14 protein-coding genes and 1 tRNA gene are annotated in these 16884 nt (G+C 65.9%); 2 read left to right on the forward strand and 13 right to left on the reverse strand.

Annotated features, from left to right (window positions below; translation table 11 throughout):
* Positions 1-70: 70 nt before the first annotated feature.
* The 6 genes from AC3ANW_RS01890 to AC3ANW_RS01915 form a co-directional block, all read right to left on the reverse strand.
* Positions 71-2806 (reverse strand): EAL domain-containing protein, encoded by a 2736-nt coding sequence (locus AC3ANW_RS01890; protein WP_488343517.1) that lies wholly within the window; start codon positions 2804-2806, stop codon positions 71-73.
* A 29-nt stretch (positions 2807-2835) separates the two neighbouring features.
* Positions 2836-3696 carry a phosphate/phosphite/phosphonate ABC transporter substrate-binding protein gene (locus tag AC3ANW_RS01895; RefSeq protein WP_488343518.1) on the reverse strand — a complete coding sequence of 287 codons (861 nt, stop codon included), beginning with the start codon at positions 3694-3696 and terminating at the stop codon, positions 2836-2838.
* Positions 3697-3853: 157 nt separating this feature from the next.
* The gene (gene phnE, locus AC3ANW_RS01900) at positions 3854-4612 is read right to left on the reverse strand and encodes a phosphonate ABC transporter, permease protein PhnE (protein WP_488343519.1); all 759 of its coding nucleotides are present in this window, start codon (positions 4610-4612) and stop codon (positions 3854-3856) included.
* Between the two features lie 11 nt (positions 4613-4623).
* Positions 4624-5442: a PhnE/PtxC family ABC transporter permease gene (locus tag AC3ANW_RS01905; RefSeq protein ID WP_488343520.1), complete on the reverse strand. Its 819-nt coding sequence runs from the start codon at positions 5440-5442 to the stop codon at positions 4624-4626.
* On the reverse strand, positions 5433-6263 hold the full coding sequence (locus AC3ANW_RS01910) for a phosphonate ABC transporter ATP-binding protein (RefSeq protein WP_488343521.1): 831 nt from the start codon (positions 6261-6263) through the stop codon (positions 5433-5435). The genes AC3ANW_RS01905 and AC3ANW_RS01910 overlap by 10 nt, the downstream gene beginning before the upstream one ends.
* Before the next feature lie 7 nt (positions 6264-6270).
* Positions 6271-7071 carry a putative selenate ABC transporter substrate-binding protein gene (locus tag AC3ANW_RS01915; protein WP_488345332.1) on the reverse strand — a complete coding sequence of 267 codons (801 nt, stop codon included), beginning with the start codon at positions 7069-7071 and terminating at the stop codon, positions 6271-6273.
* A 145-nt stretch (positions 7072-7216) separates the two neighbouring features.
* Here AC3ANW_RS01915 and selD point away from each other — a divergent pair, with 145 nt between their 5' ends.
* Together selD and mnmH are read left to right on the forward strand one after the other, a co-directional pair.
* Positions 7217-8302 carry a selenide, water dikinase SelD gene (gene selD / locus AC3ANW_RS01920; RefSeq protein ID WP_488343522.1) on the forward strand — a complete coding sequence of 362 codons (1086 nt, stop codon included), beginning with the start codon at positions 7217-7219 and terminating at the stop codon, positions 8300-8302.
* Entirely contained in the window at positions 8299-9354 is a 1056-nt protein-coding gene (gene mnmH, locus AC3ANW_RS01925) for a tRNA 2-selenouridine(34) synthase MnmH (RefSeq protein ID WP_488343523.1), read from the forward strand. Before selD ends, mnmH begins: the two co-directional genes overlap by 4 nt.
* A gap of 19 nt (positions 9355-9373) precedes the next feature.
* On the opposite strand, the gene AC3ANW_RS01930 is transcribed toward mnmH, so the two are convergent.
* From AC3ANW_RS01930 to fdhE, 7 genes are all read right to left on the reverse strand, one after another.
* The gene (locus AC3ANW_RS01930; RefSeq protein WP_488343524.1) at positions 9374-9622 is read right to left on the reverse strand and encodes a hypothetical protein; all 249 of its coding nucleotides are present in this window, start codon (positions 9620-9622) and stop codon (positions 9374-9376) included.
* A 17-nt stretch (positions 9623-9639) separates the two neighbouring features.
* Complete coding sequence (locus AC3ANW_RS01935; RefSeq protein WP_488343525.1) at positions 9640-10059, reverse strand: pyridoxamine 5'-phosphate oxidase family protein; 420 nt, start codon at positions 10057-10059, stop codon at positions 9640-9642.
* 83 nt (positions 10060-10142) lie between these two features.
* Positions 10143-12323: a putative bifunctional diguanylate cyclase/phosphodiesterase gene (locus AC3ANW_RS01940; RefSeq protein ID WP_488343526.1), complete on the reverse strand. Its 2181-nt coding sequence runs from the start codon at positions 12321-12323 to the stop codon at positions 10143-10145.
* A 110-nt stretch (positions 12324-12433) separates the two neighbouring features.
* Positions 12434-12526, reverse strand: a tRNA-Sec gene (locus AC3ANW_RS01945).
* 24 nt (positions 12527-12550) lie between these two features.
* Positions 12551-14473, reverse strand: coding sequence for a selenocysteine-specific translation elongation factor (gene selB, locus AC3ANW_RS01950; protein WP_488343527.1), 1923 nt, complete (start codon positions 14471-14473; stop codon positions 12551-12553).
* Positions 14470-15888 (reverse strand): L-seryl-tRNA(Sec) selenium transferase, encoded by a 1419-nt coding sequence (gene selA, locus AC3ANW_RS01955; protein WP_488343528.1) that lies wholly within the window; start codon positions 15886-15888, stop codon positions 14470-14472. The genes selB and selA overlap by 4 nt, the downstream gene beginning before the upstream one ends.
* Positions 15888-16847: a formate dehydrogenase accessory protein FdhE gene (gene fdhE / locus AC3ANW_RS01960; protein ID WP_488343529.1), complete on the reverse strand. Its 960-nt coding sequence runs from the start codon at positions 16845-16847 to the stop codon at positions 15888-15890. Before fdhE ends, selA begins: the two co-directional genes overlap by 1 nt.
* Between the last annotated feature and the right edge of the window lie 37 nt (positions 16848-16884).

A 16884-nucleotide genomic window follows, 5' to 3' on the forward strand; every position in this document is an offset into this window, starting at 1 on the left:
TTTGGGGTTGGGACTTCGCGAGACGGATCCGCAACGACGATGTCCATGGTTTCCGGTGGGTGAGGGTGTTTCAGCTGGTCGCGGATTCTGGCTGTCCGCCGAATATGGTTTCGGTCGTTCCCCCAGCAGCGACCTGCCGGGCATGCCAATGCGCTTCGAACGTCCTGCTGTTCATCGGTTTGCCAAACAGATATCCCTGAGCCAGTCCGCAACCGATGTTTTCGAGGATCACCGCCTGCGCACTGGTTTCCACGCCCTCCGCCACGACCCGCATGCCCAGCACCGCCGCCATCGACACGATGGCTTCCGCGATACCTTTGTCGTTGATGTCGGTTTCGAGGTCCCGGACAAAGGTCCGGTCGATCTTCAACACTCCCACCGGGAAAGTCTTCAGGTACGCCAGCGACGAAAACCCGGTACCGAAATCGTCGATGGCAATGGTCAACCCGATATCCCGCAGTCGCGCCATGATCCTGGCGACGTCTTCCGGGTCTTCCATCAGCACGCTTTCGGTTACTTCCAGTTCGAGTTGGTCTGGTCGGATGCCGTGCCGGGCGACGATGCGCGCGATATCTTCAGCCAGATCGTGAGAGCGGAACTGTACGGCCGATATATTCACCGCGACCCGAATGCCCGGCATGCCGCCATCGTTCCAGGCACGAATCTGGCGACAGGTTTCATCGATGATCCAATGGCCCATCGGGATGATCAGGCGGGATTCTTCGGCAAGGGGAATGAAACGGTCGGGGCCGATCATGCCTTTGTCCGGATGGTTCCAGCGCATCAGGGCCTCGGCCCCGACGATTTTTCCGCTGGCCAGTTCGACCTTCGGCTGGTAATGCACCTGAAACTCCTGGCGTGCCAAAGCAACATGCAGGGCGAGTTCGAGTTGCGACCGTTCGAGTTTGTCGGTCTCGATCTCTTGCGAGAACAAAACCAGGCGGCGTTTGCCCATTTCCTTGGCCTTGTACAGCGCCATGTCTGCGCGGCGCAGCAGGTTCGCCACATCCAGCCCGTCTTGTGGGAAAGCCGCGGCACCCACACTGGTGCTGATCTGGATATCGTGGTTCTCGATCGAAAACGGCATATCGAAGGTTTCGATGATGGATTTTCCGATTTGCCGTACCGAGTCGACGGTTGCATTGGGCAAGAGCAGCGCAAATTCGTCGCCACCGATACGCCCGAGAAAATCTCCGTTGCCCAGGCAGCGTGTGATGCGCTGGGCGACACTCGCCAGTAACAGGTCGCCAATATGGTGACCCAGCGAATCGTTGACGTTCTTGAATCCGTCGAGATCGAGATAGCAGATGAACAATGGGCGGTTGCCCACACCGGCCATTTCGATGGATTTTCCGGCGCGTTCCATGAACATCCGCCGATTGGGTAATGTCGTGAGCGAGTCGAAGTAGGCCAGGCGATAAATGGTTTCTTCGGCTCTTTTGCGTTCGGTCGTATTTTCCATGACCGATACGAACTGGACCGGTTTTCCGTCCCGGTCGAGGACCACCGAAACGGTCAGGCCGCACCACAATTCCGAGCCGTTCTTGCAGCGGTTGACCATTTCGCCGCGCCAGATGCGGCCGGCACGCACCGCAGACCACAGTTCCGTGTAAATCGCCGGGTCCACTTGTCCGGATTTGAGAAACCGGGGTGTCTGCCCGCAGATCTCTTCGAATGCATAACCCGTCATGGCAGTGAAGGTCGGGTTGGCATATTCGATACGGCCGGCCGAATCGGTGGTCAATATGGCGCTCGCGGCATGTTGCACCGCGAGGGAAACCCGCTGCAGGTCGCGACGTATCGCGTGGTCCTGCGTGACGTCGCGAAACGCCAATACCTCGCCCGACAACGAACCCTGCTGGTCCTGCAACGGCGCACGCGACAGTTCGAGCACGGCTGAACGATTACCCGGCAGCGCCACGTTGACAAATGCGTTTGCGCCTTTGCCGTCCATCGGCAGAACCTCGTCCAGCGCCTGCCCCTGCAATGCGCCGCGGGCCTGCCTGAGAATGCGCTCGGCTGCCAGGTTGGCATAGGTGACACGGCAGGCCGGGTCCAGTGTGATGACGCCGTCTGCAATCGAATGCAGCGTGACCTCGGCACGTTTCTTCTCGTGTTGCAGCGTCGATACGAAACGCGCGACAACCGAGTTGAACTGCTCGAGCGTCTTGCGGATTTCGTCGGGTGCGTCGGTCGGCACATCGGCTTTTGCATCGAGCTGACCGGACTGGATCTGTTCGACAAAAAGCTGCAGATGCGCCAGCTTGGATAACCATCGCGCGAGCAGGATCCGCATCAGGGCCAAGCCACCGGTGGTGGCAAGGGCACCAAATATCAGGGCATGCAGAAACGTCTTCCAAAGATAATCGGAGACACCTTCGGTTGAAAATGCCAGGCGTAATACACCATAATCGCGTCCGCCGACTTCGATGATGCGGTTGGCGTCCGGCAGACGTTCTTTTACCCTGTCCTCGATAAACTGAGGCGCACCGGACTTTCTGGGGGACGCGGTAGAGGTGGTAGGGATTCCGGTGACCTCGAGATAAGACGCCGTGGCGAAAGGCGTCCGGTTGACCGCTGCGTCCAGAGTGCGTTTGATCGCGTCGAGGTCATTTACCACGGCGGCATCCGCGACCGATTGTGCAATGATCTCCACGACCATGACACTCATGTCGTTCGCATCGTCGATCTCGCGCACCAGCTGGCCGCGAAGAAACATGGCAATGCTGCCGAACAGCAGGACAATCGATATGCATGCGCATAACAGAAAGACCCGATTCAGCAGGGAGCGTGGAAGTAATTGCACAGCGTGGTCAAAAGGTCCGAGGCAGACCTTCAGCGTAATTTTTGAGGGGCGGTTTCATAAAAACGCCGGTAGTTGTCATATTCCCGGTCGTCGGTGGCGATGAACCCGGTGGCGTTGGACAATCCGGCCGTGTCGGACGATCTCTGCAGTACCGCTCGTCCTTCGGCGGTCGTGGCCATGCCGACAAAAGCGTCACGCACCGCGCGTACCTGAGCGGCGGGCACCCTCGGCGACACCATCAGCGCCAGGTCTTGATATGGCTCCGAGCTCCAGAGAATGCGCAGCTTTCGGCCTTCGCGTGTGGCATAACCCGCCAGCAATTGCGAATTGCCGCCAACGGCGGCCACCTTGCCATTGACCAGCTGGGTCAGCGCGCTGTCCATGTTTCCGCCAAAAACCACTCTGACGGGTACGTTCTGGTTCAGCAGTTGGGCATATGAAACCTTGTATGCAACAAAAGCCTCGGGACCGGGGAAACCGACTTCCTTGTCTTTCAAATCACCCAGCGTTTGAGCCGGGGAGTCATCCATCACCGCAATTTGCGAGCGTACCGGCGGTGCGTTACGGCGCGCCACTACGGTCCAGCCCATTCGCGCGCGGCTGGGGCTGAATAGATGGTTGGTGAAAGCAAAATCGACTTCCTGGGCCAGGACATAACTGGTGGTGTCTGCCGAGGTGCGACCGATTTTCAAACTCAAATCGACACCGCTGACCTTGGATACATAATGAATGATGGGGTTCCAATAACTCGCCGTCAGTTGTACGCCATATTGGTTGACGGGTGAAAATTGATAATGTGGGCGTTCGGCTGTCTGTGCACATGCGCAGGTGGCTGCACCGGCCCAGAATATAATATGAGGCAGTGGCCTGATTATGGATATGCAAGACATGCCGTGTAATGTACGGCAAGCTGCTGGTCGGCTGGCTAATCAGGCGCTGGATTGGGCGATTTACACCACGCTCAAGGTACTGGACGCGCGGTCAGTGTCGGTTAATCGATGAATTTCTCGGCCGCTTACTCATCGATACCGCGGCTGGCGAAGCAGGTCAGCGTGACATCCACCGGCGTAATAGATAACTCAGCGCATCCACCAGCGCCACCAATACCAGCATGGCGATCAGCACGGTGGCGGTACGCCCCATCTGGAACAGCCCCATGTGGAAGGCCAGCATCTGCCCCAGGCCGCCCGCTCCGACCACACCCAGGATGGCGGCGGCGCGGATGTTGTTCTCCCAGCGGTACAGGGTGTAGGAAACCAGCTGCGGCAATATCTGCGGCAGCGTGGCATAAAAGAACACCCGGACGCCGCCGTTGCCTTGGGCCCGCAAGGCCGCCGCGGGGCCGCCCGGGCTGTTCTCGATGGCTTCGGCAAACAGCCGGCCCAGCACGCCGGTGGTGTGCAGCGCCAGGGCCAGCGTGCCTGCGAACGGGCCGAGTCCGGCCGATATGAGCAGTAATGCGGCCCACACCAGTTCTGGCACCGCCCGCAGGGCGTTCAGCAGCAGCCTGACAGGCGACCGCACCCAGGCCGCGCCGCTGGCGGGCAGCGACAGCACCACGCCGCCGATGGCGGCCAGCAGGGTGCCCAGGGCCGACATGGCCAGCGTCTCTCCCGATGCGGCCAGGATCCTGCGCAGGAAGCCGGGCGACATCTCCGGTGGGTAGAACTCGCCGACGAATCGGGTCATGCCCTGCACCGCGCCGGGCGACAAAAAGGCGGCCCATTGCAGATCCAGCTCCCGAAAACTCGCCACCACCAGCACCGCCAGGCCGACGCAGAACCACCAGGCCTTGCTGCGGAGCATGTCGACGGACCTCATGCCAAAGCCCCCCGCAGCCAGGCACTCGCACGGTCGGCCAAAGCCACCAACAGGACGAAGACGATCAGCATGGTCGCCACCTCGCCGCCGGCGAACATCCTGGTGGAGGTGTCCAGCATCTGTCCGAGTCCGCCGGCGCCGACGAAACCCAGCACCACCGATGAGCGGATGGCGCATTCCCAGCGGTACACGGTGTACGACGCCAACTCGGCCGCGCTCTGTGGCAGCAGGCCGTAGAAGAAGGCCTGCAGCCGGCCGCTGCCGTTGACCAGCAGCGCGGCCGTTGTGCTGTTGTCGCTGCTTTCCAGGATGTCGCCGTAGACCTTGCCCAGCATGCCGCCGTAGGTCAGGGCGATGGCCAGCACACCGGCCGTGGGGCCGAGGCCGACCACCCGCACGAAGACCAGGGCCCACACCAGTTCGGGGATGCTGCGCAGCACGATCAATGCCCAGCGCAACGATTGCCGCGCGGTGGCGGGCAGCCGGGCCATGCGGCCGGAAAGCGCCGAGACCGACAGCGAACGCGTCACCAGCAGGCTGCCGGGCACGGCGATCACCATTCCCAGGCTGATGCCGGCGGTGGCGATGGCTACGGTGCGCCAGGTCTCGTGGGCGACCAGGCGGAGGAATCCAGGGTCGGCGGCCGGCGGGAAAAACGCCGACAGAAAACGACCGGTCGATTGCCGTGCGGTCGGGTCGAACAGCAGCCAGGGGCGGAACTCGGTGGCGACCAGCGCAGGCCACAAAAGCAGCAAGGCCGCGGCGACCCACAGCAGCCGGCCGCGCCACGCGGGGTCACGGTGGGTCACCGGCATTGCATCAGGACGGTTGCGCGCTCTGCCGTGGCTTCGGATGGGGTGGCAGGCAGCGGCTCGGTCAGTTCGTGTTCATGCTGCGCATACAGCGCGGCCAGCCGGTCGGCACCGACCTGCGATGACGGTAGGTCGAAGGCCACCTGACCATCACGCAGGCCGACGATGCGGTCGAAATGCGCCAGCGCGATGTCCACCTGGTGCAAGCTGGCCAGCAGAGTGATGCCGCGTTCACGGGCGGCAGCGGTCAGGCCGGTGACGGCCTGTTGCGATCGGGTCGGGTCGAGGGCCGACAGCGGTTCGTCGATCAGCCACAGCCGGGCCGGCGAGATGAATGCACGGGCCAGTCCTACCCGTTGGCGTTCGCCGCCGGAAAGGCGGTCCACGCGTGAAAAAAGCTTGTCGCCCAGGTCGAAACGCTCCAGCGCAGCCTGCGCCCCGGCGATGTCCTGCGGATGGAAGAGCGACAGCAGGCTCTTGCCCAGGCTCCACTCCGGCAGCCGGCCGGCCAGCACGGCGGTGACCACCCGCTGGCGGGGCGGCAGCGGCGGCGTCTGGTGCGAAAGAAAGAGCCGGCCGCGCTGGCGTTGCAGCGCACGCACGCTCAATGTCCAGGGGTCGGTGCCGTCCAGCGAAACGCTGCCGGCCACCGGCTTCAGCCCGGCGCTGGCCAGTTGCAGCAGCGTGGTCTTGCCAGCACCCGAAGGTCCGATGACCGCCACCTGTTCACCCGATTCGAGCGAGAGGTCGACGCCCCGCAGCACCGCACTGCCGCGAGGCGCCGATGGGTGCCGTGCGAACACGGCGCACAGCGCCAGCTTCATTCGGCGGTCAGAGCAGGCCGGCGCTCTTGGCGGCGGCTTCGATGCCCTTGTAGTTCTCGGCCCTGGTCGGCACGAAACGGGTGGCGCGCTGCAGGCCCAGCACTTCCTTGCCTTCGGGCGTCGATGCGTCCAGTGCCAGGAATGCCTGCGTGATCCTGTTGCGCAGTTCGGCGGGCATGTCGCTGCTGACCGACCAGTTGTAATCGTAGTACGGCGGCGTCGTATAGAACACCCGCACCTTGTCGGTGTCGACCTTCTTGTCGGCCACGAACTTTTCCCAGACCGAAATGTTGACAGCGCCGGCCTGGACCTTGCCGCCGGCGACGGCTGCGATGGTGGCGTCGTGCGCGCCGCTGTAGGCCACGCGGCGGAAGTCCTTGTCAGGGTCGATGTTGGCCTGCAGCAGGAAGCTGCGCGGCATCAGGTGGCCGCTGGTGGAGCTTTGCGCGCCGAAACTCACGTCCTTGCCTTTCAGGTCGGCCAGGGTCTTGATGGCCGGGTCGGCGGTGATGAAGACCGACTTGAACTTCTCGTCCTCCTCGCGCTGCACCAGCGGAATCACCTTGCCGCCCGAGCGGGCCGATGCCTGAACGAAGGTGAAACCGCCGAACCAGGCGAGGTCGATCTTGTGGTTGATGAGGGTCTCGACCGAGGCCGCGTAATCGGTCACCGGGGTGAACTCGACCTTCATGCCCAGCTTGCCTTCCAGGTACTTCACCAGCGGCGCCGCCTTGCGGGCCAACTCGGTGGGAGACTCGTCCGGAATGGCGGTGATGCGGAACACCTTCTGCTGCGCCTGGGCACACATGGCGGTGGCCAGCACCAGGGTCGCGAAGACGGGTTTGAGCCAGCGGGAATGGAAAATTTTCATGGGTCGCGCCGGAGAGGTCCCGGTGGGTTTTGATTGACGCGGCATTACAACCGAAAAGCATGTCGGTGCGACACTTCGGGGGATGAACCAAGCCCCCACTCCTGCCCTGTCGCCTGCACCTTCGCCACGCCTCACATCCCTCTCGCACGGCGGTGGCTGCGGCTGCAAGATCGCGCCGGGCGTGCTGAGCGACATCCTGCGCAGCACCAAGGGCATGCCGGTGCCGGCCGAACTGCTGGTGGGCATCGAGACCGCAGACGACGCGGCCGTCTACCAGCTGACCGACGACATAGCCCTGATCGCCACCACCGATTTCTTCATGCCCATCGTGGACGATCCCCTCGAGTTCGGCCGCATCGCCGCCACCAATGCCATCAGCGATGTGTACGCCATGGGCGGCAAACCCATCATGGCGCTGGCGCTGGTCGGCATGCCGGTGAAGGTGCTGTCGACCGAAGTCATCGGCCAGATCCTGGCCGGCGGCCAGGCGGTCTGCCAGGCGGCCGGTATCCCCATCGCGGGCGGCCACACCATCGATTCGGTGGAACCCATCTATGGCCTGGTGGCGCTGGGTGTGGTGCACCCCAAACGCATCAAACGCAATGCCGATGCCAAGGCCGGCGACCGGCTGGTGCTGGGCAAGCCGCTGGGGGTCGGGGTCATGTCGGCCGCTCTCAAGAAACAAGTGCTGGGCGAGGCGGCCTATGCACGAATGATCGCCGTCACCACGCAGCTGAACACCCCGGGCCCCGACCTGGCGGCGCTGCACGGGGTGCACGCCATGACCGATGTCACCGGTTTCGGCCTGGCAGGCCATGCACTTGAAATGGCGCGCGGCGCGCAGGCGGGAGTGCGGCTCGACTGGTCGAATGTGCCGCTACTGGAAGGCGTGCGCACGCTGGCCGAACAGGGCGCCGTCACCGGGGCGTCAGGCCGCAACTGGGAAGGTTACGGCGCCGAAGTGCAGTTGCCCCCCGGTTTCGCCGACGCCGACCATGTCCTGCTGACCGATCCGCAGACCAGCGGCGGTCTGCTGGTGGCCTGTGATGCGGGCTCGGTCGACGAAGTGCTGGCGGTGTTCCATCGCCACGGTTTCACGGAGGCTGCGGTGATCGGGGAAGTGACCGACAAGCCGGCCGGCGGCATACGCCTGACGGTGGCCGCATGAGCCAGCGCCCGCTGGTGCGTGCCGGCGACCTGGCCGGTTTCGACGCCGTCGTCGACGCCCGTTCGCCTGCCGAGTTCGCGCTGGACCACATTCCCGGCGCGGTCAATTGCCCGGTGCTGGACGACGAAGAGCGCCGCATCGTCGGCACGCTCTACAAGCAGACCGGTGCCTTCGAGGCGCGCCGGGTCGGCGGTGGAATGGTGGCGGCCAACCTGGCGCGCCACCTGGACGGTTATCTGGGCGACAAACCGGCCAGCTGGAAACCCCTCATCTATTGCTGGCGTGGCGGCCTGCGCAGCGGCTCGATGGTTACCTGGATGCGCCTGGTCGGCTGGAAGGCCGAGCAGTTGACCGGCGGCTACAAGAGTTTTCGCCGCCATGTCATCGACCAGATCGACGCGGCCAGCCCGCGGCTGAAACTGGTGGTGGTGTGCGGCGCCACCGGCAGCGCCAAGACGCGGGTTCTGCAGGCACTGGAAGCGCAAGGCGCGCAGGTGCTGGACCTGGAACACCTGGCCAGCCACAAGGGTTCGCTGCTGGGCGAAATGCCGGGCCGGCCGCAGCCTTCGCAAAAGGGTTTCGAAACCCTGCTGGGCGTGCGGCTGGAAGGCTTCGACCTGTCGCGCAACGTGTATGTGGAAGGCGAAAGCCCGCGCATCGGCCAGATCAACCTGCCGGTCGAACTGGTGGCGCGGATGCGTGCCGCGCCCTGCGTGGAAGTGCTTGCCACTGCAGAAGCCCGCCAGTCCTACCTGCTGGAAGACTATGCGTACCTCGGAGATGCGCCCGATTCACTGGTCGAGAAGCTGGGCAAACTGAAGGAGCTGCAGGGCAGGGAAAACGTCGCCCGCTGGCAGCAGTGGGCACATGAACGGGCTCTGGCGCCGCTCTTCGCCGAGCTGGTGTCGCTGCATTACGACCCGCATTACGAACGTTCGCAAGCACGGCATTTTGCGCTGTGGGCGCGTCGGGACCGGATCGAAACGGCCGATCTTTCGGCGGCCGGCATCGAGTCGGTGGCTGCGCGGATATTGGCGCGCACCGGGGGCTGATCCCCCGCCGCATCCAGGCCTATTTCTTCTGCGAGGGATCGGTAGAGGCCGAAGCGCCTTCACCCGCGCCGGGTGCCGGTGCCTCGGTCTTCGGGTCGTGGTTCCTGAGCGAATCCGGCTTGCTCGGATGCTCGGTGGAAGCCGGCGCCATCGACTGCGCGGTGGGCGTCGGCGGCGTGCTGGCGGGGCTGTCGCCCGGCGCCTTGTTGCAGCCTCCGAGCAGGGCGCCAGACAGGGCCAGGCCGAGGAGGGGAAGACAGGTTTTCATGGGAAACCGACCTTTCGTCAAACTTTCAGTTCGGCGCTTTCCTCACCGTCCCAGTAATGGGCGCGGGTGGCGTGCACCTTGATCATCACGACACCTTCGGTGTCGACGCCGTCCTTGAACCATTCGTTGAGTTCGGGGGTCCAGTGCTCCTGGAACCGGGCCTTGTCGCGCACCAGCTCGGCCACGCCTTCCACCGCGACCATGAAACCCTTGCTACCCTGGAAGGCCAGTGAAACCTTCGAGTCGGCCTCGATGTCATCGACCATGCGGGATTCGTCCCAGGTGAAGTAGTACGAATCGCCTTCGCTGTTCACTTCGCCGTTGTTGCTCATCGGCCGGCTGGCGATGTTGCCGCCCTCGGTGTGGGTCGACAGCATGCAGATGTCGATGGCGGCAATCTTTTCGGCGAGCTCGTTCAGTGTGGTGATCTTGGACATGCGGCGTCTCCGTCATTCGGTTGGTTGGACAGGACTCACAAGCTAAACCAGACCCGATGCCCCGTCGTAGCCAAATGCACTCTTCAGTACGCAGGAGAACGTGCCGCGATGAATCGGTCCAGATCTCCGGCCGACATCGGTTTTCCATAGAAATAGCCCTGGATGGCCTGGCAACCGTGGGCGAGCAGGAAGTCGCGCTGCCCGGCGGTTTCCACGCCCTCGGCGATGACGCCGAAATCCAGGCTGCCGGCCATCGAAACGATGGCATCCACGATGGACGCATCGGCCGGATCGGTGCACACGTCCTCGATGAAACTGCGGTCGATCTTCAGTCGGGTCAGCGGGTAGCGCTTGAGCAGGCTGAGCGATGCGTAGCCGGTGCCGAAATCGTCGAAGGCGATGCCCACGCCGCGCGCATGCAGGGTGCGCAGCGGGGCCAGCATCATGTCGTCGTGCCGCAGGATGATGTTCTCGGTGATCTCCAGCTCCAGCGCTTCGGCGGGCAGGCCCGTCTGCGCCAGTATGTCGGTCACCTCGGCAGCCAGCAGGCCGGTGCGGAATTGGGCGCCGAACAGGTTCACGCCCATGGTCAGCCCCGGCACCGATCGCCGCAGGTGTACGGCATGGCGGCAGGCGGCGGCCATCACCCAGCGGCCGATGGCGGCGGCGAAAGGGCCGGACTCGACGGTCGGCAGAAACGACCCGGGCGCGAGCAGGCCCTGGACTGGATGGCGCCAGCGGATCAGGGCTTCCACGCCCAGCAGCGCACCGTCGGTGGCTCGCACCTGGGGCTGGTAGAAAAGCTCGAATTCCTCCTGCTCGACCGCCCGCCGGATCTCGGTCTCGAAGGCATGGCGGTGCAGCACCGCGTGGCGCATGTAAGGCATGAAGAAACGCATGCAGTTGCGGCCGTCGGTCTTGGCCTGGTACATGGCCAGGTCGGCGGCCGACAGCAGGTCGGCCACACGCTCGCCGTGGCGGGGCGAAAACGCCACGCCGATGCTGGCGGTGACATGCGCCGAACCACCGGTGATGTGGCAGGGCAGGGCCAGCGCGGCGCGCATGCATTCGCCGATCCTCAGCACCCTCGCCTCGTCGTCGCAGTCGGGCAGCAGCACCGAGAATTCGTCCCCGCCGAGGCGGGCCACGGTGTCGGTCGGCCGCACGCATTCCACCAGCCTGCGGGCCACCTCGCGCAACACCTCGTCGCCGGCGTTGTGGCCGCGGGTGTCGTTGACGTCCTTGAAGCCGTCTAGGTCCAGCATCAGCAGCGCGAAATGCTGCTGGCGGCCGATCTGGTCGGCGATGCGGTCGAGCAGCACCCGGCGGTTGGGCAGGCGCGAAAGAGCGTCCACGTGGGCCAGTTCGAACAACCGGTCCTCGTCGGCGCGGCGCGCGCTGATGTCACGGATGATGGCGCCGAAACAGGCCAGGCCGGCCTCGCGCCACATCGACAGCGACAGCTCGATCGGGAACTGCCGGCCGCTGATGTGCGCGGCCTCGAGTTCCACCGTGGTGCCGACCAGCCGTGGCGTGCCGCCGGCCGCGACCCGTTCGAGGCCGCCGCCGTGACCGCCGCGCATGGCCAAGGGCACGATGATGTCGATGTTGCAGCCGATGGCGGTGACGGCGTCGTAGCCGAAAAGGCGTTCGCAGGCCTCGTTCCAGAAGGTGATGCGGCCCTGGTTGTCGGCGCAGATGATGCCGTCCGGCGAAGTGGCGGTGATGTTCTCGAAACGCGACTGGCTGTACGACTGCACCAGCGCCGCCCGCCGTGCTTCCAGCTTGTCCATCACCAGTGCTGCGAGGTCGGCCAGGCTTTCCCGGTGGGCCGCCGAAAAACCGCTGCGCGGCCTGCCGTCGACGATGCACAGCGTGCCCAGCACGTGGCCGGCCGGCGTGCGCAGCGGGCAGCCCGCGTAGAAACGCACGAAGGGTGGGCTGGCCACCAGCGGGTTGTCGGCGAAACGGCGGTCGAGGGTGGTATCGGGTATCACCAGCATCTCGTCGATGCCGAGGTCCAGCGCGTGGCCGCAGAAGGAGATGTCGCGGGCGGTTTCGCAGACATCGATGCCGTGCCGCGCGATGAAGACCTGCCGCTGGTGTTCGACCAGCGTGACCAGCGCCATTTCCACGTTGAAGACTTGTGCCGCGAGCCGCACGATGCCGTCCAGGCCCAGGTCCGCACCCCCCTGGGTGAGGCGATATTCGTCGATCACGGTCTGGCGTTGAACTTCGTTGAAAAGATGAGGCGGCGCTTTCATTTCAGGTCCCGGTCCAGCCAAGGTTTCTGAAACATATCGCAAGCGGCCGTGGACACCAAGGGTGTCCGGCAAAAGCGTGGATTTTGCGCAGTCGGCTGACAGCTCAAGGGCGGAAAGCAGCCGGAGTCGAACCGACCAGGGAGCGGCTGGCGCCCCCTACCGGGTTTGAAGCCCGGGCGCACCACCGGGTGCGATTGCCTTCCTTTTCCTGATTTCCGACGGGGATTTTAAGAGGAGCCGACGGGCCCCTGTTCGGTCCACCGAATGCCGGTCCGCACCCAGCGGCGTTCGCCCGCACGCCGGGTGTAGCCGACGCGGTCGAAGAACTCCAGGATCTGGATGGCGCGTTTGCGGCCCAGCTGCACCGCATCGCGGAAGGTGCCGACCACCACTTCGCCGGGCGCCTGTTCAGCCACGGTCCGGGCCAGCGCGGCGATGCGCTCGGCGGGGTAGAAAAGGTCCTTCACCACCTGGTGGACCGCACCGCCGCGGGCCGACTTGCGCAGCAGTTCGCGCACCGCCGTTTCGGGTGCGCCGGTGGCCGCGGCAAGGTCGCGCACCCAGGGCGGATCGTTGCCGCCGGCCGCCAGCAGGGGCATCAGCTGCGCGGCCAGCCTTTCGTCGGCTTCGCTCCAGGTGATGCGATGGGCTGGCCGATGCAGCCATTGACCGCTGCGGGCGAGGGTGTCTTCTTCGGTCGACAGCCGGTCGATCCAGGCCGACCAGCCGAGGGCCGGCAGACCCGTCATGCGTTGCAGTCGCGCGCTGTTGAGGCCGGGCTCGTCCGGCGACTGGCGGTGGTGCTGGTCCAGCATGTCGACCACCCTTCGGCGCACGGCGGCCCAGGCGGCGGGGGCCAGCCACAGCAGGTCGCCATCGGCAAGCTGAAAGGCCTGCGCATCGGCGCCGGCCGCATCGGCTTCCGGCCAGCGTCCCAGCAGGTGGGCCAGGCCGCTGCGGGTCAGGCCGGCCGGCGCGGCGGCCAGCAGCGGGCGCAGGTCGCCGTCGGTCACCAGGGTTTCCATCGCGTCCAGCCAGGCGATGCGTTCTGCGCTGCGGCGTCGGCGTTCGGGGGCCGCCGGGTCGAGTACCACCCCGCCGCCGACGGTGCGCCGGCCCTGTGCGTCACGCAGGATCAGCCGGTCGCCGGGCACCACGAATACCGGCGTGTCCAGCACCAGCTGCACCCGCGCCTCGGTGCCGGGCGCCACGCTGTCGGCCTGCAGCGGCACCGCATGGGCCAGCACATGCGCGGCGCCCAGATGCACATGCAGAGGCGTCCACGAGCCGATGGCCGGCGCATCGGCCAGCAGGCGCAGGCGGAGGTCCAGGCGGCGGGTCGGCTGCAGCACCCGGGCGTCGGCGATCCAGTCGCCGCGGGCAATGCTGTCCTTGTCGATGCCGGCCAGGTTGAGGGCTACCCGTTCGCCGGCCACGCCTTCGTTCGCCGGCCGGTTCTGCGCATGCAGGCTGCGCACCCGCACCGGCTGGCCGCTGGCGGAATGCACCAGCATGTCGCCCTCGCGGGCGCGCCCCCCGTGCACCGTGCCGGTGACGACGGTGCCGTGGCCGGCAAGGGTGAAGACACGGTCGACCGCCAGCCGGAACAGGCCGTCGGCGCGGCCCTGCCGCCAGCCACGTGCCGTGTCGAAAAGATGTCCGCGCAGGGCCAGGATGCCGGGATTTTCGGTCGATGTGCCGGGTGCGGGCGCCGTTTCGAAAACCGCTGCGCCGCGCAGCGGCGAAGTCGCCAGCAGCGCATCGATGTCGGCCCGCACCTGGGCGATGCGCGCGGCGTCCACCCGGTCGGTCTTGGTGATCGCAACGCTGCCGTGGGTGATGCCGAACAGCTCCACGATGGCGAGGTGTTCGCGGGTCTGCGGCATCACGCCGTCGTCGGCCGCCACCACCAGCAGCACATGGTCGATGCCGGACGCACCGGCTGCCATGGTGTGGACGAACTTCTCGTGGCCCGGCACATCGACGATGCCCAGCACGCCGCCGTCGGGCAAGGGTGTGTAGGCATAGCCCAGCTCGATGGAGATGCCGCGCGACTTTTCTTCCTTCAGCCGGTCGGTGTCCACGCCGGTGAGGGCGCGGACAAGCGTGGTCTTGCCGTGGTCGATGTGGCCTGCGGTACCGACGATCATGGTTGCGAGAGCAGCGTCTTCAAGGCCGGCAGCTGATCGGTGAACGCCGTTTCGTCGGCGGCTTCCAGGCAGCGCAGGTCGAGCCACAAGGCCTGGTCTGCGATGCGGCCGATGACCGGTCGCGGCAGGCCGCGCAGGGCGGCTTCTAGCCGCGCCAGCTGGCGTCCGGCACGTTTGCCGTCGCGTGGCTCCAGCCGCAGGCCGGCGCTGGGCAGGGTTTCGACCGGCAAGGCGCCGCTGCCGATCTGGCTCGACATGGCGGCGACGGTCACCTCGAAATCCATCGCCGTCGCCTGCACCGTCGGCAGCAGGCGCTGCGCCAGCAACGCCATCTGCGACTGCGGCCGGGTGAACAGGCGCAAGGTGGTCAGCCGTTCGGCCAGGTGTTCGGGCGAAAGGTACAGGCGCAGCACCGGTTCCAGCGCGGCAAGGGTGAGTTTGCCGACGCGCAGGGCGCGTTTCAGCGGGTTCTTCTTGATCTGCGCGATCAGGTCCTTGCGGCCGACGATGAGTCCCGCCTGCGGGCCTCCCAGCAGCTTGTCGCCGCTGAAGGTGACGATGTCGGCACCGGCGCTCACCACGTCGCGCACCGTGGGTTCGTGCGGCAGGCCCCACCGCGCCATGTCGACCAGCGTGCCGGAGCCCAGGTCCACCGCCAGCGGCAGGCCGCGCTGGTGGCCTATTGCGGCGACCTCGGCCTCGCTCACGCTCTTGGTGAAACCGGTGACCGCGTAGTTGCTGCAGTGCACCTTCATCAGCAGCGCGGTGTCGGTCGTGACGGCCTCGGCGTAGTCCCGGGCATGGGTGCGGTTGGTGGTGCCGACCTCGACCAGCCGGGCGCCGGCGCGGGCCATGATGTCCGGTATGCGGAAGGCCCCGCCGATCTCGACCAGTTCGCCGCGCGACACGATGACTTCCTTGCCCTGCGCGAGTGCGTTGAGGGTCAGCAGCACCGCGGCCGCGTTGTTGTTGACCACGGTAGCGGCCTCGGCGCCGGTCAGTTCGCACAACACGCCGTCGACCAGGTCGTCGCGGTCGCCGCGTCCGCCGGTTTCCAGGTCGAACTCGAGGTTGGCGGGCGCGGCCAGCATGCGCACCACCGACTGCACCGCCACGTCGGGCAGCAGGGCACGGCCCAGATTGGTATGCAGGACCGTGCCGGTGAGGTTGAAGACGGCCCGCAGGCGCGGTGCAAAACGCGTGGCCAGCCGGCTTTCGCAGGCGGCCGCCAGCCGGGCTTCGGTTGTGGCCTGTTCGGTCAGCTGGCCGGCCAGCGCGGCAGGACGCAGTTCGTCGAACTCGGCCCGCAAAGCGGTGGCGACAGCGCTGTGTCCGTAGCGGTCGGCCAGCGCCTTGAAAGACGCGGCCGCGAGTACCCGGTCGACCGATGGCAGGCGGAGCGGCGGCACCGTCATCACACCACCAGCGGTTTTTCGATGGCCAGCAATGGGTTGCTGCTGGCCCGCGCAAAATCGGTTTCGCCCATCAGCAGGTCGAGGGTGATGGTCGCCAGGTCGTCGGCCAGCGGCTCGACGTAGGGGTCCTGTTCCTGGTTCAAAAGCTTGCGGTAGGTGTGGCACTGGTCGCAGGTTTCGGCCAGCACGGGTTTCTTCGTGTCGGCCTTCCCGGCGGCTGTGGCGGCCGCGTCTTCCACGCCCTGGTAACGGACGCCTTTGGTCGATTCGCAGTGGGTGCACTTGACCCGCACCATGTGCCATTCGGTGGCGCAGCTGCCGCAATGCAGGTAGCGGTGGCCGCCGGCTTCGCCGCCGATGCGCTGCACGCTGGCGACCGGTGCGCCGCCGCAGACCGGGCAGATGGTGGCGGGCTCGGCATAAGGCACCGTCTGTTCGTCCAGCGAAGCGGCACGCAGCGACAACTGGACCTGCAGCGCGGCCATCACCAGCGGCGCGGCGGCCAGGTCTTCACGGCCGATGTTGTCGGCCAGCACCTGGCGGGCCAGGGCGTCCAGGGCGCCGTCGTCCAGCACCGAGAGCTGGGTGAAGACAGTCGACAGGCCGGCGGGAACGGCCGGGTCGTTCTGCAGTCGGGCGAGCAGGCCGCGCAGCGTAGCCTGCCACGCGGCCGGCAGGTTTTCGGAGGCCGGCAGCAGCGGCATGCCGTGTGCGTTGGCCCGCTCGACGACGCCGGCCGCCACGGGTTCGGGCGGTGCGGCGGCAACCACCGCATGGTGCTGCGCCTCGACCAGCAGGGCGGCGAACGACAGGTAGTCGGCGATGGGATTGCCCGGCGCCAACTGCCTCAGGCGCGCCGCACGTTCCTGGAAAAGCACCGCCGGCTGCGGCAGGCGCACACGCGGAAAATGGATCTGGTCGAGGGCTTCGATTTCGCCGGGCTGGAGGATGCGTTGCACAGGCAATGTCCAAGAAGAGAGGGACCAAAAAAGAATC

Source organism: Xylophilus sp. PBN-3R (assembly GCF_057747805.1).

What these genes read in the sequence shown, in the direction of transcription:
- AC3ANW_RS01940 (WP_488343526.1), bottom strand. Translation starts at nt 12,323, where the DNA reads ATGAAAGCGCCGCCTCATCTTTTCAACGAAGTTCAACGCCAGACCGTG.
- AC3ANW_RS01915 (WP_488345332.1), bottom strand. Translation starts at nt 7,071, where the DNA reads ATGTGTGCCCAGGCGCAGCAGAAGGTGTTCCGCATCACCGCCATTCCG.
- AC3ANW_RS01910 (WP_488343521.1), bottom strand. Translation starts at nt 6,263, where the DNA reads ATGAAGCTGGCGCTGTGCGCCGTGTTCGCACGGCACCCATCGGCGCCT.
- selD (WP_488343522.1), top strand. Translation starts at nt 7,217, where the DNA reads ATGAACCAAGCCCCCACTCCTGCCCTGTCGCCTGCACCTTCGCCACGC.
- mnmH (WP_488343523.1), top strand. Translation starts at nt 8,299, where the DNA reads ATGAGCCAGCGCCCGCTGGTGCGTGCCGGCGACCTGGCCGGTTTCGAC.
- AC3ANW_RS01905 (WP_488343520.1), bottom strand. Translation starts at nt 5,442, where the DNA reads ATGCCGGTGACCCACCGTGACCCCGCGTGGCGCGGCCGGCTGCTGTGG.
- selA (WP_488343528.1), bottom strand. Translation starts at nt 15,888, where the DNA reads ATGACGGTGCCGCCGCTCCGCCTGCCATCGGTCGACCGGGTACTCGCG.
- phnE (WP_488343519.1), bottom strand. Translation starts at nt 4,612, where the DNA reads ATGCTCCGCAGCAAGGCCTGGTGGTTCTGCGTCGGCCTGGCGGTGCTG.
- AC3ANW_RS01895 (WP_488343518.1), bottom strand. Translation starts at nt 3,696, where the DNA reads ATGTCTTGCATATCCATAATCAGGCCACTGCCTCATATTATATTCTGG.
- selB (WP_488343527.1), bottom strand. Translation starts at nt 14,473, where the DNA reads ATGATCGTCGGTACCGCAGGCCACATCGACCACGGCAAGACCACGCTT.
- AC3ANW_RS01935 (WP_488343525.1), bottom strand. Translation starts at nt 10,059, where the DNA reads ATGTCCAAGATCACCACACTGAACGAGCTCGCCGAAAAGATTGCCGCC.
- AC3ANW_RS01930 (WP_488343524.1), bottom strand. Translation starts at nt 9,622, where the DNA reads ATGAAAACCTGTCTTCCCCTCCTCGGCCTGGCCCTGTCTGGCGCCCTG.